Origin of the sequence: Streptomyces flavalbus (genome assembly GCF_042674625.1) — a bacterium.
GTDB lineage: Bacteria > Actinomycetota > Actinomycetes > Streptomycetales > Streptomycetaceae > Streptomyces > Streptomyces flavalbus.
Window position 1 is genome coordinate 859,714 of record NZ_JBHTEB010000001.1, and the last position, 25,715, is coordinate 885,428.

The 25,715-nt window shown below is 73.3% G+C and carries 21 protein-coding genes; 9 read left to right on the plus strand and 12 right to left on the minus strand.

Translation table 11 applies throughout. The features are described 5' to 3' along the window. Positions 1–5: 5 nt before the first annotated feature. Positions 6–401: a MarR family winged helix-turn-helix transcriptional regulator gene (locus ACFQZ6_RS03620; protein WP_381604891.1), complete on the minus strand. Its 396-nt coding sequence runs from the start codon at positions 399–401 to the stop codon at positions 6–8. Positions 402–487: 86 nt separating this feature from the next. Between ACFQZ6_RS03620 and ACFQZ6_RS03625 the strand changes: the two genes are divergently transcribed. Next, positions 488–1,975: an MFS transporter gene (locus ACFQZ6_RS03625; RefSeq protein WP_381604892.1), complete on the plus strand. Its 1,488-nt coding sequence runs from the start codon at positions 488–490 to the stop codon at positions 1,973–1,975. Positions 1,976–2,118: 143 nt separating this feature from the next. Then, positions 2,119–2,721 carry a response regulator transcription factor gene (locus ACFQZ6_RS03630; RefSeq protein WP_381604893.1) on the plus strand — a complete coding sequence of 201 codons (603 nt, stop codon included), beginning with the start codon at positions 2,119–2,121 and terminating at the stop codon, positions 2,719–2,721. On the opposite strand, the gene ACFQZ6_RS03635 is transcribed toward ACFQZ6_RS03630, so the two are convergent. Further along, positions 2,662–3,828, minus strand: a complete 1,167-nt coding sequence (locus ACFQZ6_RS03635) for a sensor histidine kinase (RefSeq protein ID WP_381604894.1) — start codon at positions 3,826–3,828, stop codon at positions 2,662–2,664. The genes ACFQZ6_RS03630 and ACFQZ6_RS03635 overlap by 60 nt on opposite strands. 217 nt (positions 3,829–4,045) lie before the next feature. Between ACFQZ6_RS03635 and ACFQZ6_RS03640 the strand changes: the two genes are divergently transcribed. The 3 genes from ACFQZ6_RS03640 to ACFQZ6_RS03650 all read left to right on the plus strand — a co-directional run bounded on the left by ACFQZ6_RS03640 (position 4,046) and on the right by ACFQZ6_RS03650 (position 11,271). After that, a complete protein-coding gene (locus ACFQZ6_RS03640; RefSeq protein ID WP_381604895.1) occupies positions 4,046–10,411 on the plus strand; it encodes a DNRLRE domain-containing protein in 6,366 nt (2,121 codons plus the stop codon). Between the two features lie 101 nt (positions 10,412–10,512). Further along, entirely contained in the window at positions 10,513–11,007 is a 495-nt protein-coding gene (locus ACFQZ6_RS03645; protein WP_381604896.1) for a hypothetical protein, read from the plus strand. A 27-nt stretch (positions 11,008–11,034) separates the two neighbouring features. Beyond that, positions 11,035–11,271, plus strand: coding sequence for a DUF6332 family protein (locus ACFQZ6_RS03650; protein ID WP_381604897.1), 237 nt, complete (start codon positions 11,035–11,037; stop codon positions 11,269–11,271). Here the strand turns inward: ACFQZ6_RS03650 and ACFQZ6_RS03655 are convergent. From ACFQZ6_RS03655 to ACFQZ6_RS03665, 3 genes are all read right to left on the minus strand, one after another. Then, complete coding sequence (locus ACFQZ6_RS03655; RefSeq protein ID WP_381604898.1) at positions 11,232–11,897, minus strand: response regulator; 666 nt, start codon at positions 11,895–11,897, stop codon at positions 11,232–11,234. The genes ACFQZ6_RS03650 and ACFQZ6_RS03655 overlap by 40 nt on opposite strands. Then, positions 11,894–13,180: a sensor histidine kinase gene (locus ACFQZ6_RS03660; RefSeq protein WP_381604899.1), complete on the minus strand. Its 1,287-nt coding sequence runs from the start codon at positions 13,178–13,180 to the stop codon at positions 11,894–11,896. The genes ACFQZ6_RS03655 and ACFQZ6_RS03660 overlap by 4 nt, the downstream gene beginning before the upstream one ends. A gap of 101 nt (positions 13,181–13,281) precedes the next feature. Beyond that, entirely contained in the window at positions 13,282–13,998 is a 717-nt protein-coding gene (locus ACFQZ6_RS03665) for a TetR/AcrR family transcriptional regulator (protein ID WP_381604900.1), read from the minus strand. A 149-nt stretch (positions 13,999–14,147) separates the two neighbouring features. Here ACFQZ6_RS03665 and ACFQZ6_RS03670 point away from each other — a divergent pair, with 149 nt between their 5' ends. Next, positions 14,148–14,603, plus strand: coding sequence for a nitroreductase family deazaflavin-dependent oxidoreductase (locus ACFQZ6_RS03670; protein ID WP_381604901.1), 456 nt, complete (start codon positions 14,148–14,150; stop codon positions 14,601–14,603). A gap of 9 nt (positions 14,604–14,612) precedes the next feature. Here the strand turns inward: ACFQZ6_RS03670 and ACFQZ6_RS03675 are convergent, their stop codons facing one another. Further along, complete coding sequence (locus ACFQZ6_RS03675) at positions 14,613–15,905, minus strand: geranylgeranyl reductase family protein (RefSeq protein WP_381604902.1); 1,293 nt, start codon at positions 15,903–15,905, stop codon at positions 14,613–14,615. Between the two features lie 193 nt (positions 15,906–16,098). Here ACFQZ6_RS03675 and ACFQZ6_RS03680 point away from each other — a divergent pair, with 193 nt between their 5' ends. Continuing rightward, entirely contained in the window at positions 16,099–17,454 is a 1,356-nt protein-coding gene (locus ACFQZ6_RS03680; protein ID WP_381604903.1) for a dipeptidase, read from the plus strand. 115 nt (positions 17,455–17,569) lie between these two features. Here the strand turns inward: ACFQZ6_RS03680 and ACFQZ6_RS03685 are convergent, their stop codons facing one another. From ACFQZ6_RS03685 to ACFQZ6_RS03695, 3 genes are all read right to left on the minus strand, one after another. After that, positions 17,570–18,616 (minus strand): NUDIX hydrolase, encoded by a 1,047-nt coding sequence (locus tag ACFQZ6_RS03685; RefSeq protein WP_381604904.1) that lies wholly within the window; start codon positions 18,614–18,616, stop codon positions 17,570–17,572. Positions 18,617–18,760: 144 nt separating this feature from the next. Continuing rightward, positions 18,761–19,012: a hypothetical protein gene (locus ACFQZ6_RS03690; protein WP_381604905.1), complete on the minus strand. Its 252-nt coding sequence runs from the start codon at positions 19,010–19,012 to the stop codon at positions 18,761–18,763. A gap of 138 nt (positions 19,013–19,150) precedes the next feature. Beyond that, entirely contained in the window at positions 19,151–20,104 is a 954-nt protein-coding gene (locus tag ACFQZ6_RS03695) for an ROK family protein (protein WP_381604906.1), read from the minus strand. A gap of 186 nt (positions 20,105–20,290) precedes the next feature. Between ACFQZ6_RS03695 and ACFQZ6_RS03700 the strand changes: the two genes are divergently transcribed. Both ACFQZ6_RS03700 and ACFQZ6_RS03705 read left to right on the plus strand, forming a co-directional pair. Beyond that, positions 20,291–21,355, plus strand: coding sequence for a LacI family DNA-binding transcriptional regulator (locus tag ACFQZ6_RS03700; RefSeq protein WP_381604907.1), 1,065 nt, complete (start codon positions 20,291–20,293; stop codon positions 21,353–21,355). 121 nt (positions 21,356–21,476) lie between these two features. Then, positions 21,477–22,205, plus strand: coding sequence for a hypothetical protein (locus ACFQZ6_RS03705; protein ID WP_381618051.1), 729 nt, complete (start codon positions 21,477–21,479; stop codon positions 22,203–22,205). A 51-nt stretch (positions 22,206–22,256) separates the two neighbouring features. On the opposite strand, the gene ACFQZ6_RS03710 is transcribed toward ACFQZ6_RS03705, so the two are convergent. The 3 genes from ACFQZ6_RS03710 to ACFQZ6_RS03720 all read right to left on the minus strand — a co-directional run bounded on the left by ACFQZ6_RS03710 (position 22,257) and on the right by ACFQZ6_RS03720 (position 25,534). Then, a complete protein-coding gene (locus tag ACFQZ6_RS03710) occupies positions 22,257–23,561 on the minus strand; it encodes a DUF6986 family protein (protein WP_381604908.1) in 1,305 nt (434 codons plus the stop codon). Between the two features lie 170 nt (positions 23,562–23,731). Next, the gene (locus ACFQZ6_RS03715; protein ID WP_381604909.1) at positions 23,732–24,694 is read right to left on the minus strand and encodes an electron transfer flavoprotein subunit alpha/FixB family protein; all 963 of its coding nucleotides are present in this window, start codon (positions 24,692–24,694) and stop codon (positions 23,732–23,734) included. A gap of 54 nt (positions 24,695–24,748) precedes the next feature. After that, a complete protein-coding gene (locus ACFQZ6_RS03720) occupies positions 24,749–25,534 on the minus strand; it encodes an electron transfer flavoprotein subunit beta/FixA family protein (RefSeq protein WP_360219802.1) in 786 nt (261 codons plus the stop codon). Positions 25,535–25,715: the final 181 nt, after the last annotated feature.

Here is a 25,715-nt window from a genome sequence, read left to right on the forward strand (position 1 = left end):
CGGGCTCAGCCCGCCAGCATCCGGGTCAGGACCGCGCGCTGCACCGGCAGCACCCGCCCGTGCAGCGCGCGCCCGCGCTCCGTGAGTCCCACGCGGACGCCTCGGCGGTCCTCCGGGCACATGCCGCGTTCGACGAGGCCGTCCTTCTCCAGCCGGGCGATCAGCCGGGACAGGGCGCTCTGGCTGAGGTGGACGCGCTCGGCGATCTCCTGGACGCGGTAGGAGCGGACGCAGTCCGCCGCGTCGCCGTTCTCGGCGAGCACGTCGAGGACCTCGAAGTCGCTGGCGCACAGGCCGTGTTCGTGCAGGGCGCGGTCGAGTTCGCACTGGGTGCGGGAGTGCAGCGCCAGGATGTCGCGCCACTGCTCCACGAGAGCCTGTTCAGCCGTCTTCGCCGCCATGACGGCACGGTAGCAGAGAAACAAACTTATTGCATCGGAATTAAATGCGCTTGCATTCGATGCATGTGCATGTAGTGTCTGGGGTCATGACCACTCCGCACACCCTCCCCGCGTCCGAGGGCCGCTGGACGCCCCGGCTCTGGGGCACCCTGCTGGTGCTCTGCGCCGCGATGTTCCTCGACGCGCTCGACGTCTCCATGGTCGGCGTCGCCCTCCCCTCCATCGGCTCCGACCTCGGCCTGTCCACCTCGACGCTGCAATGGATCGTCAGCGGCTACATCCTGGGCTACGGCGGTCTGCTGCTCCTCGGCGGCCGGACCGCCGACCTGCTGGGCCGCCGCCAGGTCTTCCTCGTCGCCCTCGGCGTCTTCGCGCTCGCGTCGCTGCTCGGCGGCCTCGTCGACTCGGGTCCGCTGCTGATCGCCAGCCGCTTCATCAAGGGCCTCAGCGCGGCCTTCACCGCTCCCGCGGGCCTGTCGATCATCACCACCACGTTCCCGCAGGGCACCCTGCGCAACCGCGCCCTGTCCATCTACACCACCTGCGCCGCCACCGGCTTCTCCATGGGCCTGGTGCTCTCCGGCCTGCTCACCGAGGCCAGTTGGCGGCTGACCATGCTGCTGCCCGCGCCGATCGCGCTGCTCGCCCTGCTCGCCGGTCTGAAGCTGCTGCCGCGCAGCACCCGCGAGAAGGACCACGACGGCTACGACATCCCGGGCGCCGTCATCGGCACCGCCTCGATGCTGCTGCTGGTCTTCACCGTCGTCCAGGCGCCCGAGGTCGGCTGGGCCAGCGCCCGCACGCTGCTGTCCTTCCTGGCCGTCGCCGTCCTGCTGACCGTCTTCGTGGCCGTCGAACGGCGCTCCCCCGGCCCGCTGATCCGGCTCGGCGTGCTGCGCTCCGGCAACCAGATCCGCGCCCAGCTCGGCGCGATGGCCTTCTTCGGCTCGTACGTCGGCTTCCAGTTCCTGGTCACGCTCTACATGCAGTCCCTGCTGGGCTGGTCCGCGCTGCACACGGCGCTCGCCTTCCTGCCCGCCGGTGTGCTGGTCGCGCTGTCCGCGACCAAGATGGGCGCGATCGTCGACCGCTTCGGCACCCCGCGGCTGCTCACCCTCGGCTTCGCCTTCATGGCCGTCGGCTACGCGCTGTTCCTCGGCGTCGACCTTGACCCGGTGTACGCGGTGGCGATCCTGCCGAGCATGTTGCTGATCGGCGCGGCCTGCGCGCTGGTCTTCCCCTCCCTCAACATCCAGGCCACCAACGGGGTCGAGGACCACGAGCAGGGCATGGTCTCCGGGCTGCTCAACACCTCGGTGCAGGTCGGCGGCGCGATCTTCCTGGCCGTGGTGACGGCGGTGGTCACCGCACACGCCCCGGAGAACCCCACCCCCCAGGCCGTCCTCGACAGTTACCGCCCCGGCCTGATCGTCATCATGTGCATAGCCCTCGCTGGCCTCCTCATCACCCTGACCGGCCTGCGCACCCGCCCCGCCCAGCAGTCGGTGGTGGTCGCCAAGTCGGCGGCCCCGGAGGCGGAGTTCGAGGACGAGCGGGTGGCCGTCCGCGACTGACCCGCGCCCCGCACCGCGAGCGCCCGCTCCGCCACCCGGCAGGAGTGGGCGCTCGGTGCTGCCGGAACCCGGCAGTCAGGACAGCACCCACATTGCCGCAGGCAGGCAATGCGCACGGCGGGAACGCGGCGGATCATGCAATGATGATCAAGGTCCTGGTCGTCGAAGACATGCAGGTGGTCCGGGCGGGCCTGGTCGCTCTCATCGACGCCGAGTTCGGCATGGAGGTCGTCGCTCAGGCGGGCGACGCCCCCGACGCCCTGGCCACCCTCACCCACGGGGTGCCCGACGTCGCCCTGCTCGACATCGACCTCCCGGGCGTGGACGGACTCGCCCTGGCCCGCGAACTGGCCGGGCGCGCGCCGTCCTGCCGTACCGTCATGCTCACCGCGCTGGACAGACCCGGCCATGTGCGGCGCGCCCTGGACGCGGGCGTCGCCGGGTACCTGCTGAAGAGCGTCTCCCCGACGGCGCTCACGGAGACGGTACGCGCGGTCGCCACCGGCGGCCGGGTGATCGAGCCGCCCGAACTGGCCGAGTCGGCGCGCACGGTGACCCCGCTGACCCCGCGCGAGGCGGAGGTACTGCGGCTGGCGGCGAGCGGCGCGGACAGCCGGGCCATCGCGGGCGACCTGTTCCTGAGCGTGGGCACCGTACGCAACCGCCTCTCGGCGGCGGTGGGGAAGCTACACGCCCGCACCGTGGTGGACGCGATCCGCATCGCCGAGCGGAACGGCTGGATCTAGGGGCAGTTCCACGGTCAACGCGAAACGGCCGTCCGCGCACGCGGTCTCGACCGTGCCGCCCAGCACCAGGGCGCGGAACCGCAGGCCCGCCAGTCCGCTCCCGGCGTGCGGGCCCGGGGCGGCCCTGGGCGGAGCGCCGTCGTTGCGGACGGATAACCGCACCCGGGACGGACGGGCCGTCAGCACGATGTCGCACCGCGTCGCCCGGCTGTGCTGGAGGACGTTGCTGACCGCCTCCCGCAGTACGGCCCCGACGCAGCCGCTGACCGCGGCGGGGAGCTTCAGCCGCGGCGGCAGGGTGGTCGTGGTGGCGACCCCGGCACCGGACAGCAGGCGCCGGGCGTGCGCGAGTTCCGCGTGGAGCTGGGCGGGCGCGTGGGCGCTGGTGAGGCCGCGCACCTCGTGGTGGGCCTGCCGGGCCAGCCGCGCGATCTCGCTCAGCGCCTCGTGGGCGGGGGTGGCGGGCTCGGTGTGGCGCAGGGCGCCCTCGCTCTGCACGGCGATGGAGACGCGGGAGGAGCCGAACAGGTCGTGCAGGTCCTGGGCGATCCGGGCGCGCTCCCGGTACTCGGCGAGCCGGGCCGCCTGCGTCTGAGACGCCTGGAGGCGCGCCGCCAGCAGCGCGAGGTGCACCACCGCGTAGACGGCGCTGCCGGTGACCACGGTGGAGACCAGCACGCTCATCCCGCTGCGGTGCGTGCTGGCCAGGCTGCTGTGCACCAGGGCGGGGCCGCTGGCGACGACGGCCAGCGCGATCACCACGGACACCGGCCGGGGCACGGTGAGCAGCACCGCCCCCGCCAGGAAGCCGAGCAGGCTCAGCCACGCGTACTCGAAGAGGAGGACCGGCAGATAGGTGAGGAGCGCCTGCACGCCCAGCAGGCGCCAGCGCCACCGGTACGGCAGGCGGTAGGGCGGGGGCGCGTACTGGCCGAGCAGCACCGCGGGCAGCAGGATCAGCAGGACGACGCCGGTGATCAGGGTGCGTCTGCTGAGGGGTTGGCCCAGGACGTCCACCGCCAGCAGGGCGAGGGACCCGGCGACCAGGACGGCCACGGCGACGAGGGCCACGGCGGCGCCCTGGCTCGGACGTGCCCGACGTATCACTGCGTTCCCTCCCGCGCGTTGCCCTCACACCGCACGCCGCTGCGCACCCGTCCCCCGTTCCCCTGCGGGCTCGCGGCACACGTCACCGGAAGATTATGACCGCCGGGGAAGCGCGGAGGTTGTGCGGGGAACTGGTGAAGATCTCACTTCCCCGGTGATCAGGAAGGTGATCGGATCGGGCGGCCGTATGTTCGGACACCCGAAGGATGCCTGTTCGATGAGACATCACGTTCCCCCGCCACGAGACCCGGAGGGCTCCCGACCAGCCCCCCAGCGCCGCGGACGGGCCCTGTCGCACATCGCTCTCAGCGCCGCCGCGCTGCTGGTCGTGGAGGCGGCCATGCTGGTCGGCGACACGGGTGACGCCGTGGCGCTCAACCTCTCCGGTAACCGCCAAGAGGCGAAGGCCGCCCAGCCCGAGAAGCCCGGCGTCCGCCAGGCCGACGACATCCCCTCCGCCCGTGTCGCCGCCCGGCTGTACGGTCACCGCGTGGAGGCGCTGAGCGAGCGCACCGAGACGTCCACCACGTGGGTCAACGAGGACGGCAGCCTCACCACCGAACTGGCCGCGGGACCCGTCCGGTTCCAGCGCGACGGCCAGTGGACCGACGTCGACGTGGCGCTGCGGGAGGTCCCCGGCGGCGTGGAGCCGAAGGCGCACCCGGAGGGGCTGCGGCTGGCGGGCCGGACCGGAACCCCGGCGCGCTCGCTCAAGGCCGCCCGCGAGGCCGAGGCCACCGACCTGGTGACACTCGGCGAGGGCGACCAGGAGATCACCCTCCAGTGGAAGGGCGGTCTGCCGAAGCCGAAGCTCGACGGCACCCGCGCGGAGTACCTCAACGCCGTCCCCGGCGCGGACGTGGTCGTGGAGGCCACCCGCACCGGCTTCGAGCAGTTCGTCGAGATCAACGAGCGGCCCGCGGCGGGCGACTACACGTACACCCTGCCGCTGAAGGCCAAGGGGCTGAAGGCCAGGCAACTGGCTGACGGCAGTGTGCTGTTCACCGACCGGAAGAACAGGAAGCGGGCCGTGATGCCCGCCCCGGTGATGTGGGACGCCACCGTCGACGAGCGCTCCGGCGAGCACACGCACCGCGCCAAGGTCGGCCTGAAGGTCGTCCAGAAGGGATCGTCCGTCGACCTGGTGGTGACCCCGGACGCGGAGTTCCTCGCGGACCCCGACACCCGGTACCCGGTCACCGTCGACCCGTCCACCTCCGCGCTGTCCAACGTCTTCGACACCTACGTCCAGCAGGGCGAGACCGTCGACTGGTCCACCGACACCGAGCTGGACCTCGGCAACCCGGGCACCTTCAACGCCGACGGCACCCCCCGCTACGCGCGGTCCTTCATCACCTGGAACACCACGCCGATCCAGGACGCGCTGGTCCTCGACGCCAAGCTGTCCCTCTACAACTTCCACTCCGGCAACACCGACTGCGCCGGAGCCACCTGGACGGTGTGGGAGACCACGGCGCCGTCCACCGCCTCCCGGTGGACCAGCCAGCCCACCTGGCTCCAGCAGTACGCCAGTTCCACCCAGACCAAGGGCCGTGACAACTGCGGCGGCGACGGCTGGATCAGCGCGGACGTCACCAACCTGGCCCAGGTGTGGGCGTCGGCGAAGAACACCCGCTCGCACATGGGGCTGCGCGCTCCCTCGGCCGCCACCGCCGAGTGGAAGCAGGTCCGCTCCGCCAACGCGGCGACGAACCCGCCGAAGCTGGTCGTGACCTACAACTACCGGCCGCGCACCGGCACCAAGCAGGAGGCCGGACCGCCGTACTTCTCCTACGGCGGCGCCTACACCGTCAACACGGCCACGCCCACGCTGCGCGACACCTTCGTCGACGCCGACGGTGACAAGGTCAACGGCACCTTCCAGATCTTCGACAACGCCACCAACACCCAGGTCGGCGACGTCCTCGTCTCCACGTACGTGCCCTCCGGGCAGGTCGCCTCGGTGACCGTGCCCGCGGGAGTGCTGGCCAACGGCAAGACGTACAAGTTCCGTACCAGCCCCTACGACGGCACGCACTACAACGTGGGCTGGTCGGCGTGGAAGACGTTCACCGTCGACACCAGCGCCCCGTCCGCCCCGACGCGGGTCACCTCCACCGACTACCCGTCCACCGCGTGGGTCAAGGGCGCGGGCCAGCCCGGCACCTTCACCGTCACCCCGCCCGCCGCCGACCACAACTGGCTGGAGTGGTCGCTGGACGGCGTCACCTGGACCAAGGTCGCCACCGGCGGCGCGAGCGGCGACAAGGCGCTGACCGTCACCCCGCCGAAGGACGGCACCCACACCCTCCAGGTCCGCGCCGTCGACAAGGCGGACAACAAGTCCGAGGCGGTCGAGTACACCTTCCACGCCGGACCGGGCGGCTTCGTCCAGCCCTCCGACGGCGAACGCACCGCCCGCCGACTGCCCCTGGTCGCCGAAGCCGACGCCGCCAAGTACGACAGCGTCTCCTTCTCCTGGCGCCGCTCCGAGGCCGACACCTGGACGAAGATCCCTGTCGGCGACGTCACCTCCGACGGCAGCGCGCTCACCGCGTGGCCCGTACCGCTGGCGGGCGGCAAGAACGCGCGGCTCGTGTGGAACGCCGCGGGTACGGTCGACCCGGACGGGACCGTGCAGATCAAGGCCGACTTCACCGGCCCGAACGGCGCCTCCGGCAGCACCGAGCCGCTGACCGTCGTCGTCGACCGCAACGCCGACGGCGCCGCCGCCGAGGAGGTCGGGCCGGGCAGCGTGAACCTGCTGACCGGTGACTACACCCTGTCGGCCACGGACGCCTCCGCGTTCGACCTGGCGGTGTCGCGCAGCGCGTCCTCGCGCGCCCCGGACCAGGGCGCGAGGCAGGAGGGGCAGGCGCCGATCTTCGGCAAGGAGTGGGTGGCGGGCACCGCCGCCGAGATGACGGACTCCGACTACAGCCATGTGCGCCGGATCTCCGACACCGCGGTGGCCGTCGTCGACTCCGAGGGCGAGGAGACCCACTTCACCACCAACGCCGCCAGGACGGCCTGGATACCCGAGCCGGGCTCCGAGGACCTGACGCTCAGGGGCAGCGTGACCGGCAGCTTCACCCTCACCGACACCGAGGGCACGGTCACCGAGTTCACCAGGCCCGACAGCGCGGCCACCACCTGGCAGGTCTCCAGCACCCTGCTGGACGGGCTGTCGAACTCCACCACCACCGTGGTCTCCGAGACGGTCACGGTCGACGGCAAGAAGGTCGCCCGCCCCAAGCGGATCATCGCGCCCACCTCCGCCGCGACGGCCGCCGCCTGCACCTCGGACCCGTCCACCAAGGGCTGCCGCCTGCTGGACTTCGTGTACGCGACCACCACCACGGCCACCGACACCGCGTACGGCGACTTCGCCGGGCAGGTCAAGGAGATCCGCCTGTGGTCCACCGCGCCGGGCGCGGCCACGGCCACCTCGAAGTCGGTGCAGATGTACCTGTACGACGGCGGCGGCCGACTGCGCCAGGCGTGGAACCCGCAGATCAGCCCCTCGCTGAAGACCGAGTACGGCTACGACACCGCGGGCCGCGTCACCAGGCTCACCCCGGCGGGCGAACTGCCGTGGACCTTCACCTACGGCAAGGCGGGCAACGCCGCGACCGCCGGTGAGGGCATGTTGCTGAAGGCGTCCCGCCCGGGGCTGAAGCAGGGCACGGCCGATGTCGAGGAGGGCACGGCGGCGACCAGCGTGGTCTACGACGTGCCGCTCACCGGCACCGCCGCCCCTTACCAGTTGGGCGCCTCCGACGTGCGGGCGTGGGGCCAGCTCGACGCCCCCACGGACGCCACCGCGGTCTTCCCCGCCGACGCCGTGCCCGCCGCCCACTCCGGGGGCACGCTGACGGCGGCCGACTACCGGCGGGCCGACGTCCACTACCTGGGCGTCTCCGGCCGCGAGGTCAACTCCGCCACCCCCGGCGGGCACATCACCAGCACCGAGTACGACCGGTTCGGCAACACGGTGCGCGCGCTGAGCGCCGCCAACCGCGCCGTCGCCCTCGGCCTGACCGCCGGTGACCGGGCCGCCCAGGCCGACCTCGGCATCGCCCAGCTCGGCAGCGCCGAGCGGGCCGACCTGCTGGCCACCCGGTCCGTCTACAACGACACCGGCACCCGGGAGCTGGAGGAGTTCGGGCCGCTGCGCCGCGTCGACCTGACCGCCGACCTGAAGCAGGGCACCACCACCCTGGTCCCCTCCGGCACCTCGGTGACGGCCCGCACCTGGACGGTGAACGAGTACGACGCGGGCCGCCCGACCGACGGCACCGCCAAGGTCAAGGACCAGGTCACCAAGGCCACGGTCGGCGCCCAGGTGCGCGAGCACCCCTCCGTCCACGGTGAGACGCGGGTGACCCAGACGGTGTACGACTGGGCCAAGGGCCTGCCCACGAAGACCGTCCAGGACCCGGCCGGTCTCGCCCTCACCACCGTCACCGAGTACGACGCCCAGGGCCGCACCGTCCGCCAGCTCCTGCCCGACGCCACCGGCACCGACGCGGGGACGCGCGTGACGACCTACTGGTCCGCGACGGGCACCGGCGCCTGCGCCGGGCGTCCGGAGTGGGCGGACCTGGTCTGCTCCGTGTCCGCGGGCGGCGCCATCACCGGCGGCGGCTCCCAGCCGACCGGACTGCCCACGACGACCACCGAGTACGACTGGTGGGGCAACCCGAACAAGGTCACCGAGACGGCCAACGGCAGCACCCGCACGACCACCACGTCCTACGACGACGGGGGACGGCAGACCAAGGTCGCCATCACCGGCGGCGTCGGCCAGGCGGTCCCCGAATCCACCACCGAGTACGACCCGGCCACCGGCCAGGCGGTCAGGACGACCTCGCCCACCGGCGGCACGATCACCAAGGCGTACGACAAGCTCGGCCGCCAGATCTCGTACACCGACGCCGACGGCGGCACCACCACGACCCAGTACGACCTGCTGAACCGGCCGGTCAAGGTCACCGACACCGTCCCGTCGACCGTCACCTACACCTACGACCACACCGCCGAACCGCGTGGCCTGGTCACCAGCACCACCGACTCGGTCGCGGGCACCTTCCGGGCCACCTACGACGCGGACGGCTCGGTCGCCACCGAGAAGCTGCCCGGCGGGTACACCCTCACACAGGGCGAGGACACCACCGGGTCCGCCACCGACCGCACGTACACGCGCGACAGCGACGGCACGATCGTCTACGCCGACACCGTGGCCGAGTCCGTCCACGGCCAGGTCACCCGGCACGCGGGCTGGTCCGACCAGACGTACCGGTACGACGCGATCGGGCGGCTGTCCACCGTCGAGGACACCTCCGAGACGGTCTGCACCCGACGCTCGTACGGCTTCGACGCGCGCACCAACCGCACCTCCCTGACCACCGCGACCGGCACCCCCGGTGCCGACTGCCCGACGAGCGGAGGCACCACCACCCGCTCCACGTACGACAGCGCGGACCGGATCGTCGACTCCGGGTACGCCTACGACGCGTTCGGCCGCACCACGGCGGTTCCCGGGCAGGGCACCGTCGGCTACTACGCCAACGACCTGGCGTACCGGCAGACCGCGAACGGCAGGCGGCAGACCTGGCAGCTCGACGCCGCGCTGCGGTTCCGCTCCTGGACGGTCGAGACCGGCAGCGGCAGCACGTGGACGCAGAGCGCCGCCAAGCTGAACCACTACGACAGCGACGGCGACAACCCCCGCTGGGTGGTGGAGGACACCGCCACCGGCGCCGTCAGCCGCAACGTCGACTCCGCGTCCGGCGACCTGGCCGCGACGACCACGAAGACCGGCGACACGGTGCTGCACCTGTCCAACATCCACGGTGACGTGGCGCTCCAGCTCCCGCTGGACACCAGCAGGGCACCCGTCGCCCTGGACGCCGACGAGTACGGCAACCCGCGCGTCGGCCAGACCGCGGCGCGCTACGGCTGGCTCGGCGGCAAGCAGCGCTCCAGCGAGACGCTCACCGGCCTGACGCTGATGGGCGTACGGCTCTACAACCCCGTCACCGGCCGGTTCCTGTCCATGGACCCGGTCTACGGCGGTGGCGCCAACGCGTACGACTACGTGTACGCGGACCCGCTGAACCGCTATGACCTCGACGGCAAGTGGTGGAGCTGGAAGAAGGTCAAGCGGGCCGCGCGCCGCGTCGGCCGCCATGTGCGCCGCAACTGGCGCACCTATGCCGGGTACGGGGCGACCGCCGCGTGCATCGTGGCCTCGGCCGGGACGTGCGCCGTGGCGAGCGTCGCGGTGTTCGCGGCCACGGCGGTGGCCGACGGCCGACACGGCAGGTGGCGGACGCGGAGCTACTGGAGGTCCACGGCCCGTTCGGCGGCCTGGACGGCGGTCGGGGTCGGCGCGGGCCGCTTCGCGGCGGGCTCCTGGTGGAAGTCCAGCCGGGGCTTCGCCCGCTCGGGCCGCCACGCCGCGGGCCGGGCCAGGCACCGGATGCGGTTCTCCTACCGGCGTACGGCCTGGAACTATGCCGGTAACGCGTGGACGGGAACGCTCACGTGCGGCATGAGCTGGAAGATGCGTTACTGCTAGGCGCTCGTCGCTGAAGCCGGGGTGCCGTGCGTCGCGCACGGCACCCCGTGATCCTGGAGACCGGAATGCACTACAAGAACCGGCCGGTTCACGCCGTGTCCGTGGCACTGACCGTGGCCATGCTGGCGGCGGCCGTCTACTTCCTGTTCCTCGACTCGGGCGCGCCGCGCGACCCGTGGGACGTGGTGCTGGCCCTCGCCGTCCCCAGCGGCGTCGTCTGGGTCCTGCTGCGCGTCGGTCTGACCCCGTACGTCCAGTGGGGCGGGGGACGGCTCACCATCTGCAACCCCTTCGTCCGCTACTCCGCGCCCCTGTCCCGGGTGCGGCTGCTCGGCAGGTCCCAGAAGGGCGGCGCCCTGTCCATCGAGGGACTCGGCCAGGCAACGCCCTGGGCCCTGACCCGTTCCCTCTTCGACGGCCCCCGCGCCAACGAGGCCCGCCGCGCCCTGCGCCACGCGGTGCTCCAGGCCCACGAGACGGACGAGCACGTGGACCCGACCGTCAAGCGCACCCTCCGCATCGGCTGGTCCGACATCCTCCTCCTACCGTTCCTCGCGGCCTGCGTGTGGGCCTTCCTGCCCGCCAACGGCCGCTGACCCACCGCCCCGCAGGGCTCCCCCTGTTTGGCTCACGGGTACGCGCTGTGCAGCGCGGCGTTCGCGGCGGCGGTGGTCTTCGGCGCGGTCGCGGGCCCCGCGCTGCTGTTCGACCTGCCGCGCCCCGTGGAGACGGCGCTGCTGCGCACCGGCACGGTCCTCGCGCCGCTCCTGTTCGCCGTCCGCGTCGTCGCCGTCCTCGTCCGGTTCGGGCGGGGTGCCGGTCAGCCCAGCCAGCCCGGTCGGACCAAGCCCGACTCGTAGGCGAGGACGACCAGTTGGGCGCGGTCGCGGGCGCCTAGTTTGACCATGGTGCGGCTCACGTGGGTCTTGGCGGTGAGGGGGCTGACGACGAGGCGGCGGGCGATCTCCTCGTTGGACAGGCCGATGCCGACCAGCGCCATCACCTCCCGCTCCCGCTCGGTGAGCCCGGCGAGGGCGTCGGCCCCGGCGGGTTCCTTGGAGCGGGCCGCGAACTCCGCGATCAGCCGTCGGGTCACCCCGGGGGAGAGCAGCGCGTCGCCCGCGACCACCGCCCGTACCGCGCGCAGCAGTTCCTCCGGCTCGGTGTCCTTCACCAAAAACCCGGAGGCGCCCGAGCGGATCGCCTCGAAGACGTACTCGTCGAGTTCGAAGGTGGTCAGCATGACGACCCGGACGTCCGCCAGGGCCGGGTCGGCGGTGAGGCGCCGGGTGGCGGCCAGTCCGTCCAGCGCGGGCATCCGGATGTCCATCAGGACGACGTCCGGCCGCAGTTCACGCACCAGCCGCACCGCTTCCGCACCGTCGGCGGCCTCCCCGGCCACCTCGATGTCGGACTGCGCGTCCAGCAGGGCCCGGAACCCGGCGCGGACCAGCGACTGGTCGTCGGCGAGCAGGACGCGGATCACCGGTCACCCTCCTTGGCCGTGGCGGCACCCAACGGCAGTACGGCGAGCACCCGGAAGCCGCCCTCCGGACGCGGGCCCGCCTCGATGGTGCCACCCAGCGCGGCGGCCCGCTCCCGCATCCCCGCCAGACCGTTGCCACTGCCGCCCGCGTCGGCCCCCGTCGCGGGCCCGTCGTCGTCCACGCACAACCGCAGCGCGCCGCCCCCCGCACCGCCCGCCCGGTCGAGCCGCACGCGCGCGTGCCGCGAACCGGAGTGCCGTACGACATTGGTGAGGGCCTCCTGCACGATCCGGAACGCGGCGAGGTCCGTGCCGGGCGGCAGCCGGGGCGGCTCGCCCTCGACCTCGACGGTGAGGCCCGCGCTCGCCGCCTGGGCCACCAGCTCGGGGAGCCGGTCCAGGCCGGGCGCGGGCGCGCGGGGCGCCTCTCCCGGCGCGCGGAGGTTGTCGAGCACCTGGCGGACCTCGCCCAGCGCCTCCTTGCTGGCGGACTTGATGGTGGTCAGCGCCGTACGCGCCTGCTCGGGGTCGCTGTCCAGGAGGGCGAGGCCGACGCCCGCCTGCACATTGATCACGGAGATGCTGTGCGCGAGGACGTCGTGCAGTTCGCGGGCGATGCGCAGCCGCTCCTCGTCCGCGCGCCGCCGCGCCGCCTGCGCCCGCTCGGCCCGCTCCCGGGCCCACTGCTCACGCCGGGCGCGCGCCAACTCCGCCCCGGCCATGATCGCCGCCACCCAGGCGAGGACCACGGCCTCCTGCCCCCAGGACGCCGCCGCGTCCCCGCTCGGCGGCAACCACCGGTACAGCCAGTGCGCCACCAGCACGTGCGCCGCCCACAACGCCCCCACCGCGGCCCAGGCGGCCCGCCGGTGCCCGGCGACGACGGCGCTGAAGCAGGCGACGGCGACGGTCAGGAAGACCGGCCCGTACGGATACCCGGCGCCCAGGTAGGTCGCGGTGGCGGTGGCCGTGCCGAAGAGCACCGCCACCGGGTACCGCCCGCGCCACAGCAGCAGCCCCGCGGCGATCACCAGCAGCACCCGTGCGAACAGGTCCAGGTCCGCCCGCTCGCCCTCCTGGCCCCGCGCGGCGAAGGTGGAGCCGACCAGCACGAAGGCGGTCAGCAGCAGCGTGGACGCCCAGGGCCAGGCGGCGACGGCGTTCCGCTCGCCGTCGTCCCCCCACCGGGCGGCCCACGGCGGCCCACTCCGCCACCACGCGGGGCCGTGCCGGAACCGCCCGGCCGACGGCGGCCCCGAACCCCGTACGCGCTGCTCGTCCATGCCCGCCACGCTAGACGCCGGGCGCCCACGGGGACGTCACCCGCGCGAGGTGACCGCGCGTACTCCCCGCGAAGTACGCACGCCACCGCGAAGACTCGGTGTCAGGCCCCGGGCCCGGCGCCCTCGGGCGGGTCGGTCAGCCCCACCCCCCGCGCGAGCTGGCCCACCGCCTGCCGGAAGAACGGCTCGCGGTCCTCCACCACCCGGTGGAACTGTCCGAACACCTCGAACCCGACCAGCCCGTAGAGCTGCGCCCAGGCCGCGACGAGTGCCGCGACCGCCTCGGGCGGCAGGTCGGGGGCGAGGTCGGCGGTCATCCGCTCGGCCTCGGCGCGCAGTGCGGCGGCGAGCGGGGGCGGGGTCACGCCGTGCGTCTGGTGCGCGTCGCGCAGGACGCCGATGAGCAGCAGCCCCACGCGGGCGGCGGCCGGGACGGTGGTCTGGGGCGCGCTGTAGCCGGGCACGGGGGAGCCGTAGATCAGCGCGTACTCGTGCGGGTGCGCGAGCGCCCAGGCCCGCACCGCCTCGCAGACCCGCGTCCAGCGCCGGACCGGACCGGCGTCGGCGACCTCGGCGTGCGCGATCTCGGCGGCCTCGCCGAGGGAGTTGTAGGCGTCGATGATCAGCTCGGTGAGCAGGTCGTCGCGGCTGGGGAAGTAGCGGTAGAGCGCGGAGGAGGCCATGCCGAGTTCGCGGGCGACGGCGCGCAGGGAGAGCTTGGCGGCGCCGTCGGCGGCGAGTTGCTCGCGCGCCGCGTCCTTGATGGCGGCGGTGACTTCGATCCTGGCCCGGGCTCGGACTCCGTGTGCGGTGCTCATGGGGACGAGTGTCGCACGAGAAGAGAGCGGCGCACACAAAGGAGAGCAGCGCTCTTGCTTTCCGGTGCCGACGCGGCGCACACTGTTCTCAAGCGAGAGCAGTGCTCACCAAAGGAAGCGGTGCTCTCATTCTCTCACCGGAGGCCCTCATGGCGTCGTCGCAGCCCTACTACTTCCAGGCGGGCCCCATCGCCACCCGCTTCAACACGGTCGTCGGCTGGCTCGCCCGGCACGGCGTCAGCGTCGCGGGGACCGCCGAACTCTCCGTCCGCGGCCGCAAGAGCGGCGCCCTCCAGCGCATCCCGGTCAACCCGCACACGTATGACGGCGCGCAGTACCTGGTCTCGGCCCGCGGCCACTCCCAGTGGGTGCGCAACATGCGCGCCGCCGGGGGCGGGGAGCTGCGCGTCGGGCGCAAGGTGCGCGCCTTCACCGTGGGGGAGCTTCCCGACGACGAGAAGCTCCCGATCCTGCGGAGCTACCTGGAGAAGTGGGGCTGGGAGGTCAACCAGTACTTCCAGGGGGTCACGGCGAAGTCCTCCGACGAGGAGATCATCGCCGCCGCCCCCGACCACCCCGTCTTCCGCGTCACCGTCACGAAGTGAACGTCACCGTCACGAAGTGGCGTCACTGTCACCGTCGTCGCCGGACTCCTTCGCCGCGGGTCCGCCGACCGGGAGCTGGCCGTCGCCGCCCCCGACGCGGCGGTCCAGCACGGCGAGGGCGCGCTGGGCCATCGGGCGGTTGCGGACCATCTCGCCCAGGGTGGTGGAGCCCCGGGTGATGTCCATGAACGCCCGCCAGGCGGGCCGCAGTCCGGTCAGCGCCGCGTGGAAGACCCCGGGCCGCCGCTCGAACACGGTCAGCAGCCGCTTGCCGACGGCCATCTCCACGCCCAGGCCCGCCTTGATCGCGAAGGCGTAGTTCAGCGCCTGCCGCCGGGTGTCCACCGCGTCGTGCGCCTCCGCGATCCGCACCGCCCACTCCCCCGCCAGCCGCCCGGAGCGCAGCGCGAAGGAGATGCCCTCGCGGGTCCACGGCTCCAGCAGGCCCGCCGCGTCCCCGCAGACCAGCACCCGGCCGCGCGACAGCGGCGAGTCGTCGGCCCGGCAGCGGGTCAGATGACCGGAGGAGACGCTCGGCTCGAACCCGGCGAGGCCCAGCCGCCCGATGAAGTCCTCCAGGTAGCGCTTGGTGGCGGCGCCCTCGCCGCGCGCGGAGATCACGCCGACGGTGAGCGTGTCGCCCTTGGGGAAGACCCAGCCGTAACTGCCCGGGATGGGCCCCCAGTCGAGCAGCACCCGCCCCCGCCAGTCCTCCGCGACGGTCTCTGGCACCGGAATCTCCGCCTCCAGACCGAGGTCGACCTGGTCGAGCTTGACCCCGACGTGCGCTCCTATCCGGCTGGCGCTGCCGTCGGCGCCGACCACGGCCCGCGCGAGCAGCGTCTCCCCGCCCTGGAGGACGACGGCGACCGTGCGCCGGTCGGGCACCGCCGAGCCGTGCTGCTCGACCCGCGACACCGTGACGCCGGTGCGCAGTTCGGCGCCCGCCTTCTGCGCGTGCTCCACGAGCTGCTGGTCGAACTCGGGCCGGTTGATCAGCCCGAACAGCATCTGCCGGGAGCGCCGGGTCCGGGTGAAGCGGCCGTTGTGGGAGAACGTCACGGCGTGCACCCGGTCGCGCAGCGGCAGGTCGAAGCCGGGTGGCAGGGCGTCGCGTGACGGGCCGATGATCCCGCCGCCGCAGGTCTTGTACCGGGGCAGCTCAGCCTTCTCCAGCAACAGCACACGGCGCCCCGCGACCGCCGCGGCGTACGCCGCCGACGCCCCAGCGGGTCCCGCGCCCACCACGACGACGTCCCACACCTGCCGCACATCGTCCGCCGAAGAGTTCTCGCTGCTCACGATGGTCTACTGCTCCCGATCCAGCCGCCTGCCCGTGTTGTCCCCCGCATCCTACGGCGGCGATCTCCGCAGGCCACTGTGGGAGGATCGGCGGCGTCCGCCGCGCCGGGCGCCCGGTCCACGCGACCGGACGGCCACGGGCGCGCGGACCGCCACCCGTCAGTACAACGTCGCACCCACGAGGAGCGTGCCCATGTCGTCGAATCCGGTCGCCGAGACCGTCGCCTCCCTGATGCCCAGGGCGAAGGCGGAACTCACCGAGCTGGTGGCCTTCAAGTCGGTGGCGGACTTCGACCAGTTCCCCCGCGAGGAGAGCGAGGGCGCGGCGCGCTGGGTCGCGGACGCGCTGCGCGCCGAGGGCTTCGAGGACGTCGCCCTGCTCGACACCCCGGACGGCACCCAGTCGGTGTACGGCCACCTGCCCGGCCCCGAGGGCGCGAAGACCGTCCTGCTGTACGCCCACTACGACGTGCAGCCGCCGCTCGACGAGGCCGGGTGGGCGACTCCGCCGTTCGAGCTGACCGAGCGCGACGGGCGCTGGTACGGGCGCGGCACCGCCGACTGCAAGGGCGGCGTCATCATGCACCTGCTGGCGCTGCGCGCGCTGAAGGCCAACGGCGGCATACCCGTGCACGTGAAGGTGATCGCCGAGGGCTCGGAGGAGCAGGGCACCGGCGGTCTGGAGCGGTACGCCGAGGACCACCCGGAGCTGCTGGAGGCGGACACCATCGTCATCGGCGACGCGGGCAACTTCCGCGTCGGGCTGCCGACGGTGACCGCCACGCTGCGCGGGATGACCCTGCTGCGGGTGAAGGTCGACACGCTGGCGGGCAACCTGCACTCGGGCCAGTTCGGCGGCGCCGCCCCCGACGCGCTGGCCGCGCTGATCCGCGTACTGGACTCGCTGCGCGCCGAGGACGGTTCGACGACCGTCGACGGGCTCACCGGCGAGGCGTCGTGGGACGGCATCCAGTACGACGAGGAGCAGTTCCGCGCGGACGCCAAGGTGCTCGACGGCGTCGGCCTGATCGGCTCGGGCACGGTCGCCGACCGCATCTGGGCCCGCCCCGCGGTCACCGTGCTCGGCATCGACTGCCCGCCCGTGGTGGGCGCCACGCCGTCCGTGCAGGCCAGCGCGCGGGCGTCGGTCAGCCTGCGGGTGCCGCCGGGCGTGGACGCGGCGGAGGCGACCAAGCTGCTGACGGCCCACCTCCAGGCGCACACGCCGTGGGGGGCGCGGGTCAGCGTGGAGCAGGTCGGGCAGGGGCAGGCGTTCCGCGCCAACACCAGCAGCCCGGCGTACCAGGCGATGGCCGACGCGATGGCGGTGGCGTACCCCGGGCAGCGGATGCAGTACGCCGGTCAGGGTGGCTCGATCCCGCTGTGCAACACCCTCGCCGCCCTGTACCCGAGCGCGGAGATCCTGCTGATCGGCCTGAGCGAGCCGGAGGCCCAGATCCACGCCGTGAACGAGAGCGTCTCCCCGGAGGAACTGGAGCGCCTGTCGGTGGCGGAGGCCCTGTTCCTGCGCAACTACGCGGCTGGCTGAGCCGACGGGGGCGGGGGCCCGATGAGGGCGGACGGGCTCGGCGAGAACCCACCGACCGGCTGAGGCGACGGGCGCGCGGGGAGGACCCGGCGGCCGCTCCCGCCCCACCCTCCCCTCACCCCCCGACGGGAATCCCCGCCTCCAGGTACACCGCCGCCCCCCGTTCCCTGGCCCGCAGGGCCCACCGCAGGCGCTCGTAGCGGACCGGGGGGAGCAGCGCCGCCGCCTCCTCCTCGGTGACGAAGCGCCAGTCGCGCAGTTCGGGGCCGGGCAGCAGCAGCCCCGCGGTCTCGGCGGGCGCGAGCCGTCCGCCGTCGAAGAGGAGGCGCAGCCCGCCGTAGCGGGGCGGGGCGGGCGGTTCCCAGTCGACGAGGAGCAGCCGCGGCACCTCGTCGAGGCGGATGCCGGTCTCCTCGGCGACCTCGCGGATCCCGGCGCGGGCGGGCGCCTCCCCCGGCTCGACGACGCCGCCGGGGAACTCCCAGCCCGGCTTGTACGTCGGGTCGACGAGCAGCACGCGGTCGTCCTCGTCGAAGAGCAGGACGCCCGCGGCGAGGGTCTCGGCGGTGGGCTCCGGGGACTGCACGATGTCGCAGGCGGGCACGGTGCCCGAGGTGACGGCCTCGGCGATCCGGGCGGCGGTCTCGTACGGGGTGAGGCCGCCGTTGTCGACGGGGTGGGCGTCGGCGGTGAGCCAGGCGGCGAGGGCGGCGCGGTACGGCTCGATGTGGTCGTAGGACCACTGGCGCACGCGGAGCTCCGCGTCGGGCAGGTCCGACGGTGTCTCGCGGTGGGCTATCCGCTCGCGCAGTATCGTTTCGGCCGGGGCGAGCAGGACGTGCCGGACCGGTATCCGACGGGCGGCGAGGCCCCCGAAGATCTCGTCGCGGTACTCCTGGCGCAGCAGGGTCATGGGCACGACCAGGGTGCCCCCGAGTTCGGCCAGCATCGCGGACGCCGTGTCGATGACGAGCCGTCGCCAGATGGGCAGGTCCTGGTAGTCGCCGACCTCGGCCAGGTGCTTGGCGGGCAGCAGGTGGGTGAGCGCCCCGCCGATGACCTCGGGGTCGAAGAGCGTGCTGTTCGGGATCAGCTCGATCAGTTCCCGTGCGGTCGTGGTCTTCCCCGCACCGAACGCGCCGTTGATCCAAACAACGATCACGTTTCCCCCTCTTCTTTTGGACCCCTGAGGCTTGCCCGCTCCACCCTGCCATGGAAACCAGCCGCAGTTGAGGGCCCGAAAAGCGACGGGCGCCGGTGCCCCCGCGGTGGGGGCCCGGCGCCTCGGGGTCGGCTGTCGTGCTGGTCAGTCCCTCTCCCGCGACCCGGCGTCGGCGGCCTCGGCGGCGTCGTCCGCCTCCTTGGCCTCCTTGGCCTTGTCCTTGGGGCTGTCCTCCATGGACAGGCTGTCCTTGCCGAGGGTCTTGCCGACCGTGCCGAGGGCCTTCTCGACGTCCACGCCGCCCAGCGGGCCGGTGGCGGCGTGGGACGGGGTGACCGCCGCGACGACGAACCCGGCGGCGAGGGAGGCGATGGCGAACATGCTGCGCTTCTTCATGCCCGGCCCAACGCCCGGAACCGAACGGAGGTCACGCCCTGCTCCCGCGAACGTCGCACGCGCCCCGGCCCGGACGAACCCGGTGCGACCGCCCACCCGCGCGAGCCGCCCGCGACCCGACCCCCGCGCCCCCGCCCCTCACACCCCCGCCGCAGCCGCCCTCTCCCGCCCCACCAGGACCGCCGCTGCCGCCCCCACCAGGCCCGCGTCCGTGCCCATGCGGGCCGGGGCCACCGTCAGGTGGCGGACGAAGGAGAGGGTGGCGTAGTCGCCGAGGGCCCTGCGCAGCGGGGCGAAGAGGACGTCGCCCGCCTTGCCGACCCCGCCGCCGATCACGGCGATGTCGATCTCCACGAGGGTCGCGGTCGCGGCGATCCCGGCGGCCAGCGCCCGCGCCGCCCGCTCGAAGGAGGCCACCGCCACCGGGTCCCCGGCCCGGGCCGCGGCGGCCACCGCGGCGGCGGAGGCGTCACCGTCGGGACCGGGGCGCCAGCCGTCCGCCAGCGCCCGGCGGGCGATGTTCGGACCGCTGGCGATGCGCTCGACGCAGCCGCGCGCCCCGCACGGGCACGGGTCACCGTCGAGGTCGACGCTGATGTGCCCTATGTGGCCCGCGTTGCCGGTGGGCCCGGGGTGCAGTCGGCCGCCGAGGACCAGACCGCCCCCGACGCCGGTGGACACCACCATGCACAGCGCGTTGTCGTGCCCGCGCGCCGCGCCCTGCCAGTGCTCGGCGGCGGTGATCGCGACGCCGTCGCCGATCAGCTCGACCGGCAGCCCCCCGGTCACCGCCCGGACCCGCTCGACCAGCGGATAGTCCCGCCAGCCGGGCACGTTCACCGGGCTGACGGTGCCCGCGGACGCGTCCACCGGCCCCGCGCTGCCGATGCCGACGGCGCCCGCGCGGGCCCACAGCGGCGCCGCCGTCAGCTCGCCGAGCACCTCCTCGACGGCCCGCATCACGGTGTCGCCGTCCTGCTGGGCGGGCGTCGGGCGCTGTGCCCGCACCAGGATCCGGCCGTGACCGTCGATCAGCGCTCCGGCGATCTTGGTCCCGCCGATGTCCAGTGCGGCCACGAGATCGGTGTGCATGAGTCTCAGAACTCCCCGTCAACCAGGTCGGCATCCCCCGCGAGCGGGGGAAAAGGGCAGGCCGGTCCAGCGGTGGGGGCGCGGGCCGGAAGTTGGTAGGGACAGTGTCCCCTGCGCCTGACAACGTTGTCCAGGCTCTATGCTCGACGCCACATCCTCATACAAACCACGAGCTGACGCATCCCCGTGACCGACAGGACAGGACGCCGAAACGTGCCCGACACCCACCGCCGATCCGAGAGCCGCTACGGCAACCGCCCGACCATGAAGGACGTCGCCGCACGTGCCGGGGTCGGCCTGAAGACGGTCTCGCGTGTCGTCAATGGTGAGCCCGGCGTCACCCCGGAGACGGAGCGCCGCGTCCAGGAGGCCATCGACGCGCTCGGCTTCCGCCGCAACGACAGCGCGCGGGTGCTGCGCAAGGGCCGTACGGCGAGCATCGGCCTGGTCCTGGAGGACCTCGCCGACCCGTTCTACGGGCCGCTCAGCCGGGCCGTGGAGGAGGTGGCCCGCGCGCACGGCGCCCTGCTCATCAACGGTTCCAGCGCCGAGGACCCCGAGCGCGAGCAGGAACTGGTGCTCGCGCTGTGCGCGCGGCGGGTGGACGGGCTGGTGGTCATCCCGGCCGGGGACGACCACCGCTATCTGGAGCCCGAGCTGAAGGCGGGCGTCGCCACGGTCTTCGTGGACCGCCCGGCCGGGCAGATCGACGCCGACGTGGTGCTGTCGGACAACTACGGCGGCGCCCGCGACGGCGTGGCCCACCTGATCGCGCACGGCCACCGCAGGATCGGCTTCATCGGCGACATGCCCCGCATCCACACCGCCGCGGAGCGGCTGCGCGGCTACCGGGCGGCGATGGAGGACGCCGGGATAGCCGTGGCGGACGCCTGGATGTCCCTGGGCGTCACCGATCCGGAGCGGGTGCGGCGGGCCGCGCGGGAGATGCTCTCCGGGCCCGACCCGGTCACCGCGATCTTCACCGGCAACAACCGGGTGACGGTCACCGTGATCCGCGTCCTCGCCGAGCAGACCCGCCCGGTGGCCCTGGTCGGCTTCGACGACATCGAGCTGGCCGACCTGCTGCAGCCGGGTGTCACGGTCGTCGCCCAGGACTCCGCCGCCCTCGGCCGCACCGCCGCCGAGCGGCTCTTCCGCCAGCTCGACGGCACGCTGCCGCGACCGGAGCGGATAGAGCTGCCCACCCGCCTCGTCACCCGCGGCTCGGGTGAACTCCCCCCGGCGGACTGACACCCGTACGCCCGGACGCACCCGGAGTAGACCGGAGACGGCCCTGCACCCTCACGACGACACCCCCGCGCCCGTCGACCACCACCCCCGCACCAGCCCGCCCTCCCCCGACGACCGCACCCTGGAGTCGCTGGGCCTGGCCGCCGCGCCCCGCGAGCACCCGCTGACGTACCCCGGCACCTGGCCCGCGGAGTCCGGGCTGCTGGACGGCGACCGGTTCCTGCCGCTCACCCGGCTGGTGCACGAGGACCGCACGCCGGTGCTCGCCATCGGCTCCAACGCCAGTCCCGGGCAACTCCGCCACAAGATGGCCCGGTTCGGGATCGACTCGCCGCTGCCCATGGTCAAGGCCCGGGTCACCGGGGTCGACGTGGGCGTCTCCGCGCACGTGAGCCGGATGGGGTACGTCAGCGCCTCACCGGTCAGCGCGCCGGGGACCATGCGTGAGCTGTTCGTCATCTGGCTGGACGCCCGCCAGCTCGCCGTCGTCGACGCCAGCGAGGGCGTCCCGCTGCCGGACGGCAACTACCGCCGCGCCTGGCTGCCCGACGGCGAGGTGCGCGTCGAACTCGACGGCGGCCAGCGCCTGCCGGGCGCCCACGTCTACGTCAACCAGCACGGCGTCCTGCACGACGGCACCGGCGCGCCCCGCCGCCACCCCGGCCAGCGCGCCCTGCTCAGCGAACTGCTGCTGACCCTGCCGCGCCTCAGGGAGCTCTTCGGGGTGACCCCCGAGGAGTTCTGCGCCCGTGCCCGCGGCAATCCGGCCCTGTGCGCCCGGGGCACCCGTCTGCTGGCGGAGGAGAAGCTCGTCACGCGGTCGGGGCTTGAGGGGTACGTGACCCAGTGAGCGGGCCCGGCTGAGGCACCGCCAGCCCACCCGGCCCGCCGCTCCCCCGGGTCACCTCCCCGCGGCCGTCAGGTCCCCGCGCCGGGGCCCGGCGTAGCCCTCCAGGTCGGCCCGTGTCAGACCCGTCGCGCGGGCCACCTCGGCGGTGTCGAGGGCGCCGCAGTCCAGGCCGCGCAGCAGGTAGCCGCTGAGGGCCTTGGCGGTGGCGGGCTCGTCCATGACGTCGCCGTCGGCGCGGCTGACGTAGCGGGCGAGCCGGGCGGCGGCCTGGGCGAAGCCCTCGCGGTAGAAGGCGAAGACGGCGGCGTAGCGGGTGGGGAGGTGGCCGGGGTGCATGTCCCAGCCCTGGTAGTAGGCGCGGGCCAGGGCGCGGCGGGTGAGGCCGTAGTGCAGCCGCCAGGCGTCGTGCACCCGCTCGGTGGGACCGACCGGCAGCACGTTGGTGGAGCCGTCGCAGACGCGTACGCCGGTGCCCGCGGCGGCGACCTGCATCACGGCCTTGGCGTGGTCGGCGGCGGGATGGTCGCTGGCCTGGTGGGCGGCGGAGACGCCGAGGCAGGCGCTGTAGTCGAAGGTGCCGTAGTGCAGTCCGGTGGCGCGGCCCTCGGCGGCCTGGATCATGCGGGCGACGGTGGCGGTGCCGTCGGCGGCGAGGATGGCCTGGCTGGTCTCGATCTGGATCTCGAAGCCGAGCCGCCCGGGGGCGAGGCCGTGCGCCCGCTCGAAGGACTCCAGGAGCCGGACCATGGCGGTGACCTGCTCGGGGTACGTCACCTTGGGGAGGGTGAGGACGAGCCCCGCGGGCAGCCCGCCGGAGGCCATCAGGCCGGTGAGGAAGATGTCGAGGGTGCGGATGCCCCGGTCGCGGACGGCGGCCTCCATGCACTTCATGCGGATGCCCGTGTAGGGGGCGGCGGTGCCGTCGGCGTACGCGGCGGCGACCAGGCGGGCCGCGCGGGCCGCCGTCTGGTCCTCCTCGGCGTCGGGGCGGGGGCCGTAGCCGTCCTCGAAGTCGACGCGGAGGTCTTCCACGGGTTCGCGTTCCAGTTTGGCCCGCACACGCGCGTACACGGGTCCGGCGAGGTCGTCGTCGAGGCCGAGGACGGCGGCGAAGGCGGCGGCGTCCGGGGCGTGTTCGTCGAGGGCGGCGAGGGCGCGGTCGCCCCAGGTGCGCGGGGTGTCGGCGGTGAGGGCGTCGCCGGGGACGTAGACGGTGTGGACGGGCTGGCGGGTACCGGGGTCGCCGGGGTAGCGGCGCGCCAGTTCGGCGTCGACCGGTGCGAGGGAGGCGCTGATCTCCGCGCTGACGGCGCCCGCGAGGCTCGTCGCCACCTGCTCCTGCTGGCCCTGGTCCATGCCACGTCCTCTCGTCTTCCGCGGTACGCCTTACGTTTTCCGCAGTACGGAATCAACAATCCGTTGAATGAAGTTATCCGGCGCGCTTCCCGCCGGTCAACACCCTCCCGGGACGCGAAGGCCCCCGCGACCGGCGGCGGTCGCGGGGGCCTCGTACTGCTGGCGCGGGATCAGCCCTTGCGGGTCTTGACCTCTTCGGTGAGCTGCGGGACGACGTCGAACAGGTCACCGACGACGCCGTAGTCGACCAGGTCGAAGATCGGGGCCTCGGGGTCCTTGTTGATGGCCACGATCGTCTTCGAGGTCTGCATACCGGCGCGGTGCTGGATCGCGCCGGAGATGCCGGAGGCGATGTAGAGCTGCGGCGAGACCGACTTGCCGGTCTGGCCGACCTGGTTGGTGTGCGGGTACCAGCCCGCGTCCACCGCGGCGCGCGAGGCGCCGACGGCCGCGCCGAGCGAGTCGGCGAGCGCCTCGATGATCGCGAAGTTCTCCGCGCCGTTGACGCCACGGCCACCGGAGACGACGATCGCGGCCTCGGTCAGCTCCGGACGGCCGGTCGACTCGCGCGGGGTGCGCGCGGTGACCTTGGTGCCGGTGGCCTGGGCGGAGAAGGTCACCGACAGGGCCTCGACGGCACCGGCGGCCGGGGCGGCCTCGACGGCGGCGCTGTTCGGCTTGACGGTGATGACCGGGGTGCCCTTGGTGACGCGGGACTTGGTGGTGAAGGCGGCGGCGAACACCGACTGGGTGGCCACCGGACCCTCGTCACCGGCCTCCAGGTCGACGGCGTCGGTGATGATGCCGGAGCCGACGCGCAGCGCGAGGCGGGCGGCGATCTCCTTGCCCTCGGCGGAGGACGGCACCAGCACGGCGGCCGGGGACACGGCCTCGTAGGCGGCCTGGAGGGCGTCCACCTTCGGGACGACCAGGTAGTCGGCGTACTCGGCGGCCTCGTGGGTCAGGACGCGGGTCGCGCCGTGCTCCGCGAGGGCGGCGGCGGTGTCGGCGGCGCCGTTGCCCAGCGCGACGGCGACCGGCTCGCCGATGCGGCGCGCGAGGGTGAGCAGCTCAAGGGTCGGCTTGCGGACGGCGCCGTCCACGTGGTCGACGTAGACGAGAACTTCAGCCATGGGACTTCTTCTCTCCTGCTTGCGAAAGATGAGGGGCGGTCAGCTAACTGCGGCTCAGATGAACTTCTGGCCCGCGAGGAACTCAGCGAGCTGCTTGCCGCCCTCGCCCTCGTCCTTGACGATCGTGCCCGCGGTGCGCGCGGGGCGCTCGGCCGCGGCGTCGACCGTGGTGTAGGCGTTCTCCAGGCCGACCTCGTCCTCGTCGATGTCGAGGTCGGAGAGGTCCCAGGACTCCACCGGCTTCTTCTTGGCGGCCATGATGCCCTTGAACGACGGGTAGCGCGCCTCGCCGGACTGGTCGGTGACGGACACGACCGCCGGGAGCCGCGCCTCCAACTGCTCGCTCGCGGCGTCGCCGTCGCGGCGGCCCTTGACCGTGCCGTCCTCGACGGAGACCTCGGAGAGCAGCGTGACCTGCGGGACGCCCAGGCGCTCCGCGAGCAGCGCGGGGACGACGCCCATGGTGCCGTCGGTGGAGGCCATGCCGGAGACGACCAGGTCGTAACCGGCCTTCTCGATCGCCTTGGCCAACACCAGGGAGGTGCCGATGGCGTCGGTGCCGTGCAGGTCGTCGTCCTCGACGTGGATCGCCTTGTCGGCGCCCATCGACAGGGCCTTGCGCAGGGCGTCCTTGGCGTCCTCGGGGCCGACGGTCAGCACGGTCACCTCGGCGTCGTCGGCGTCCTCGGCGATCTGGAGGGCCTGCTCGACCGCGTACTCGTCCAGTTCGGAGAGCAGGCCGTCCACGTCGTCGCGGTCGACGGTCAGGTCATCGGCGAAGTGCCGGTCGCCAGTGGCGTCGGGCACGTACTTCACAGTGACAACGATCCTCAAGCTCACGCCGGCTCTCCTACTGCATCGTCATTTTTCGGCTGCCTCTTGCAGGCAGCATAGGCGCCCCAAGCGGCCGATCCCGGTTGGGGCGACCCGCGCTCCGACCGAAATATTACTCGCCAGTACACCCAGTTCATGCCCGCTAAGCAAGCGCTTTGAACTGTGACCTTCGCAACGCAGCGTAACC